Origin of the sequence: Streptomyces sp. NPDC001933 (assembly GCF_042890955.1) — a bacterium.
Lineage (GTDB): Bacteria > Actinomycetota > Actinomycetes > Streptomycetales > Streptomycetaceae > Streptomyces.
Window position 1 is genome coordinate 1 of the sequence record NZ_JBIASS010000086.1, and the last position, 5,393, is coordinate 5,393.

The 5,393-nt window shown below is 66.7% G+C and carries 3 protein-coding genes and 4 pseudogenes; 3 read left to right on the forward strand and 4 right to left on the reverse strand.

What is annotated here, in order from left to right; all coding sequences use genetic code 11:
* Positions 1-91 precede the first annotated feature (91 nt).
* Both ACFYY7_RS45050 and ACFYY7_RS45055 read left to right on the forward strand, forming a co-directional pair.
* A pseudogene (locus ACFYY7_RS45050) lies at positions 92-391 on the forward strand (transposase); the annotation flags it as partial.
* Positions 392-678: 287 nt separating this feature from the next.
* Positions 679-993, forward strand: a pseudogene (locus ACFYY7_RS45055) (transposase); the annotation flags it as partial.
* Between the two features lie 10 nt (positions 994-1,003).
* Here ACFYY7_RS45055 and ACFYY7_RS45060 read toward each other — a convergent pair.
* The 4 genes and pseudogenes from ACFYY7_RS45060 to ACFYY7_RS45075 all read right to left on the reverse strand — a co-directional run.
* Positions 1,004-1,242 (reverse strand): annotated as a pseudogene (locus ACFYY7_RS45060) (transposase); the annotation flags it as partial.
* A 3-nt stretch (positions 1,243-1,245) separates the two neighbouring features.
* A pseudogene (locus ACFYY7_RS45065) lies at positions 1,246-1,722 on the reverse strand (hypothetical protein); the annotation flags it as partial.
* Positions 1,723-1,828: 106 nt separating this feature from the next.
* A complete protein-coding gene (locus tag ACFYY7_RS45070; protein WP_388672150.1) occupies positions 1,829-2,722 on the reverse strand; it encodes an MBL fold metallo-hydrolase in 894 nt (297 codons plus the stop codon).
* 24 nt (positions 2,723-2,746) lie between these two features.
* Complete coding sequence (locus ACFYY7_RS45075) at positions 2,747-4,009, reverse strand: MFS transporter (protein WP_388672153.1); 1,263 nt, start codon at positions 4,007-4,009, stop codon at positions 2,747-2,749.
* Between the two features lie 380 nt (positions 4,010-4,389).
* On the opposite strand from ACFYY7_RS45075, the gene ACFYY7_RS45080 reads away from it, so the two are divergent.
* Positions 4,390-4,965 carry a TetR/AcrR family transcriptional regulator gene (locus tag ACFYY7_RS45080; protein ID WP_388672156.1) on the forward strand — a complete coding sequence of 192 codons (576 nt, stop codon included), beginning with the start codon at positions 4,390-4,392 and terminating at the stop codon, positions 4,963-4,965.
* Positions 4,966-5,393 lie beyond the last annotated feature (428 nt).

Sequence of the window (5,393 nt, forward strand, 5' to 3'; positions counted from 1 at the left end):
ACGCTCGGTTGGAAGACGCCCGCCGAGGCGTTCAACGAGCAGCTACAGTTGCTTCAACAAGCTGGTGTTGCAACGACCGGTTGAATCCGGTCAGTACTGCAGCCGGGCTTTCGCCGATGCCTGCCGCGAAGCCGGCGTCACCCAGTCCATGAGCGCGGTCGGCTCCAGCGCGGACAACGCACTCGCCGAGTCGTTCAACGCGACCTGCAAACGGGAGACCCTCCAAGGCCGCCGGGCCTGGGACACCGAGCACGAGGCCCACCTGGACCTCTTCCGCTGGCTCCACCGATACAACACCGTCCGACGCCACTCCCACCTCGGACATCGCAGCCCCATCGCCTACGAGCGAGCACTCCGAACAACATCAACTACGCTGGCCGAAGCCGCATAAACCGTGTTCAAGATCAGGGGCCAAGGCCCCTTGCGGACCGTTTCGATGAGCAGGACCGACCCGGCCTGGGAGACGACCTGGCGGCCGTCGTCCTGGACGCGGACACGGGGGTAGGACCCGATAGAGTGCTTCACCTGGGAAGTTCCTCCGGCGGAGGCAGGAACAAGGACCTCGACAATCCTCATTCTTGCTGGTCAGAGGCGCTATCTGCTTTCCTGACCGCCTGTCGGACAGCCCGCTTCATGAAAGCGCGAGGCTAAGACTGTGTCCTATGTTGTGATCACTCGTTGGGTTGTTCATGGGGGCGGGATACGTGGAGTTGGATTGTTCCGGACGGACTGTGGGAGATCGCGAAGCCGTTGATCCCACCGTCGAGGGTGAGGCCGCAGGGCGGCGGGACGCGGGACACGCCTGATGAGAAGCTGTTCGCGGCCATCGTCTACGTGCTGGTGAGCGGGTGTGCATGGCGGGCTCTGCCGCCGTGTTTCGGGGTCTCGTAGTCGACTGCGCACCGGCGCTTCGTCATCTGGTCCAGGGCCGGTGTCTGGGGTCGGCTGCACGAGGCGGTGCTCGACCGCATCGATGAGTGCGGCCTGCTCGATAGACCGTGTCCTACGTGGTGAGTCGGACCAGTCGTTTGTAGCAGCAGAGGGTGGCGGCGAGGCCGAGGAAGGCCAGATAGTTGTGGGGGTTTTGAGGTTCCAGCCGCGGTGGGGGTCGTGTCTCGTTTGGAGACCGGCCACCATGGGCTTCAGACCTTGGCTGTCGTGGGTGTTGGCGGCGGAGATGCCGACGACCAGAGGCAGTCCGTTCGCGTCCGACAGGACGTGCATCTTGGAACCCGGTCTACCCGCCTAAAACCTGGTCTCGACCACCGGGTTTGCAGATTTCCCAACGGAGTCCTCAAGCAGGACGCCTCCCAGCTCCTGGTACTGGACGCCTCCGGCCTCGACCGGATCGCCACTGTCCACCTCCCGCGCCGCGTCACCGGCGGAATCCACGGCTCCTGAATCCCCGACAGCGCCCCCCACAACTGACCTACCCCTTACCTTCGGCGCGGCCGACCCGCTCCGCCGAAGGTAAGCCCCCCAATCAACCCACCGACATGTAAGGGCTCGTAAAACTTCGGCTTCCTGGTGCGCTGAGCCCCGGCCCTGGTTGGTCCCGGTGCCGTGGTCGCGCCTCGTGGCGTCGGCCTCGGCCTGACGCACCCAGTTCCGCAGGGATTCTGGCCCGACACCGAGCTTCGCCCCGATCGACCGGATCGCCGCGGACTCGGTCCTGTACTGATCACGAGTCTCCAGGACCAGACGTACGGCCCGCTCCTTGAGCTCCTTCGGGTATAACGGACTCGATCCGTCCGAAAGATCGAGCCTCTATTCAAACCTGAACGGTTCACCAGCGAACACGGAACAGAGACGAATTTCTTCCAGGCGCCTACGGGACGGGCAGCAGTCGGTAGGCGTCCCCATGCGTGATCACGCGGCCGGCAGTGGGCGGCGCGAAGTGGGTGCCGAGGACGAGGGTGTCCGTGTCGGCGAGGGAGCCGAGCAGCTCGCGGCGCGAGGCCTCGGACTGCTGTGGGTCGATGTCGACGCAGGCGCCGATGGCGGGGTGGGCAAGTTGGACCGGGTGGTGGATGCAGTCGCCGGTGATCAGCGCCGTCTCACCCCGGTTGGTCAGCTTGACGGCGACGTGGCCGGGGGTGTGTCCGGGTGTTGGCAACAGGCGCAGGCCCGGGACGATCTCGACGCCGTCGGCCGGGACATCGACGAGGTCCAGCAGACCCGCCTGCTCGACCGGAATCACGGAGTCGCGGAACATCTGCTTGCGTGCCTCCTCCACGTCGTATGTGTCCCAGAACTCCCGTTCGGCGCGAGAGGTGAGGTAACGGGCGTTGGGGAACGCCGGGACCCACTGTCCGTTCACTTCCTGCGTGTTCCAGCCGACGTGGTCGGCATGCAGGTGGGTGAGGATCACAAGGTCGACTGAGACCGGGGGGAAGCCGGCGGTGGTGAGGCGCTCGAGGAAGTCCGTCTGGAGGTTGTGCCATGCCGGGTTGGCCCGTTGCTTTCCGTTGCCGATGCCGGTGTCGACGAGAATGCGCAGCCCACCCATGGTGAACGCGAAGCTGTGGCTGTCGATGTGCAGGATGCCTTCGTGGTCGGCGAAGTGGGGGTGCAGCCAGTCCTGGGCGGTCACCACCTCAGCGGTGGCGTCGGGCAATAGCCACGGTCCGGTCGCGGGCGGCAGGGGGACTTCGTCGATGCGGTGGACGGCGACGTCGCCCACGGTCCAGGAGGGGGCAGGGGTGGCGGGGGAGGTATGCATGGTCGGTCGTTTCCTTTGCTCTCTTCAGCGGAGGCAGTCGTCTGCGGGGTGGGCTGCCCTGCACCATGACGCGGCAAGTGTTGCCAGGGCTGCCAGGGCGAGGAGGGCAGCGATGATGGCGTAGGCCTGGGAGGTGTTCCCGAGCCCGTAGTGCTGGGTGGCGGCACCTGCGGCGATGGCGGGCAGGCTCATGGAGAGGTAACTGAGGATGTAGTAGGCGGCCAGGGTCGCGGCGCGGTCGTGCGCGTCGAGCGAGGCGAGGAGCATGCGCAGCGCCCCTTGGGAGACGGCTCCGAAGGCGATGCCGGCCAGGGCCGCGCCGCCGTAGATGGCGGGCAGTCCGGTGCCGTGCAGACCGCTCAGGGTCAGGGCCGTGGCGGGCAGGATGGGCAGGCATCCTCCGATTGTCGCGGCGAGGGGCGCGGTGCGGCGCAGTATCCACACGGTGAGCGCGGCGGTGGCGCTGAGAGTGAAGAAGACCATGCCGCGTACTGCCTGCGGAGCGTCGGGAGCCGCCAGGCCTACGAGGGCCGGGCCGAGGGAGGAGTAGAAGCCGCCCAGTGCCCAGACGGCAACGACTGCGGTACCGGCGGTCAGCAGGGTGCGGCGGACCGTGGGCGGGACGCTGAGCCGCGGGCGCAGCGACCGCAGCGCGCCTGTGTGGCGTTGGGCTGTCTCTGCGGTGAACGTGACTGCGATCGCCTGGGCGACGAACAATGCCGCCAGTAGGACGTAAACGGTGACGGTCGGTGCGGGGGCGAAATGGACTAGAAGGGTGGAGGCAAGGACGCCTGTGGCCATGCCGGCGACCGGGGTGATGCTGTTGGTCAGGGCGGACCGGCCCGGGCGCTGGGGGTTTCCCAGATCGAGGACGGCTGCGCCTGCGGCGCTGGTGGCCACGCCGGTGGCTGCTCCCTGCAGGACTCGGGCGGCTGTCAGGGAGGCTGCGCCGTCCGCTGTGGCCAGGAGAGCCATGGAGGTGGCCTCGACGATCAGGGCCGCTGCCAGAACGGGGCGCCGCCCGAGGTGGTCGGAGAGCGCTCCGGTGGTCAGCAGGGCCAGAAGCAGCGCCAACGCGTAGGCGCTGAAGACCACCGTGACGGCGAGCGGGGAGAGGCCCCACTGGTCCTGGTAGAGGGAGTACAGCGGCGTCGGGGCGCTGGAAGCGGCCAGAAGGGCCGCCAGCACCGACGCATCGAGGGCGAAGGACGCCGCGCGGTTCCTCCTGCGGGCACGGTCGGCCCGGACGGAGCAGTGCGCTGGTTCGTCGGACAGGACGGTGGACATGGGCCCCCTTACCGGTAAAGGCAATTTATTTGCGTTAAGTCACCACAGAACCTACAATCAAACTAAAGCAAACGGTTAGCTTTTGGGATATCCTGATGGGCTCAAGGGTCTGAGCGGCATCGCTGGATCGGTCACCGCGGCCAGTTCCCGGGTCCACGCCGACCCTCCCCCTTGCGCGGCATCCGACATGGTCGGCGCAGTCCTGGCCGGCAAGACATGTACCCGCGAGTTCATCTATGGCCTGACCGCCCCGCAGGCCGGCAACGCATGGGACCGCGGCAGGGTTGCCGATGGGTCGAGCGGCAGATCCGCCGCAGCTAAAGCTGAATGTTTGCGTTAGGGGAGCCGTAAAAGCGAGATCTATGTTTTAAGGTGGTGTCATGAGTCGTAGGCAGATGGTGCGCCCCGGGGGGCGCAGCGCCCGGGTCCAGGCGTCGGTGCACACCGCTGTACGCGAACTCCTGTCGGAGACAGGCCGCGACGCACTGACAGTGCCGCTGGTCGCTCAACGGGCAGGAGTCACACCGTCGACAATCTACCGCCGCTGGGGCGATCTGCAGGAGCTGCTGTCGGACGTCGCAGTGGAGCACCTGAGACCCGACACCGCGCCGGAGGACCACGGTGACCTGATGGCCGACCTGACGGCCTGGGCCCAACAGTTCCTCGACGAGATGGCCTCTTCTGCCGGCCGCGCCTACATCCGTGACGCTCTGCTCGGCGATCCCGATGGCAGCAATGCCGGTCAGTGTTCGGCCTACGCAGCCGAACAGATCGACACCATCCTCACCCGCGCGAGCGAACGCGGGGAGCAGGCTCCCGACGTCGAGACGACCATGGACCACATCGTCGCCCCCTTGATGTACCGCATCCTCTTCCGCCCGGCTGGGCTCGACGCCGCGTGCGCTCGTCGGCTCGTGATCGAGTTCCTCGGCGCACGTGGGAAGGGCGGCCAGTGACCAGGTGATGGTCGCCGCGCTCGTAGCCCCAGACCTACTTGGCGAGTCTCGAAGAGGCGGACCTCGCTGGTCCTGGTCAGCCGGAGTGCTTGCCGTCGTACAGAGCGGCGTCGGCCACCCTCTGCAACGCTGTCAGGTTGCGGGTGCCGATCGCGTCCGACGCGGCATGGTGTCACGCCATCCGATGGCTCACCCAACACCTCAACCCACCCCACCGAAAACGCTCACACCCGTGAGTCGTCAAACGCAAGGTCCTGAAATGGGCCGCGAAACGCTCCCACCACGCGCAAGGGCCCCAGCCCAAACACGGCCCCACATCTTCATCCGAGTCCACTAGGCCGTGTATCGAAAGTAGATCTTGATTGTGGATGGTCATGCGCCATGACGTGTGACGCGGTCGCGGGCCACGGTCCAGCATAAAACGCCTG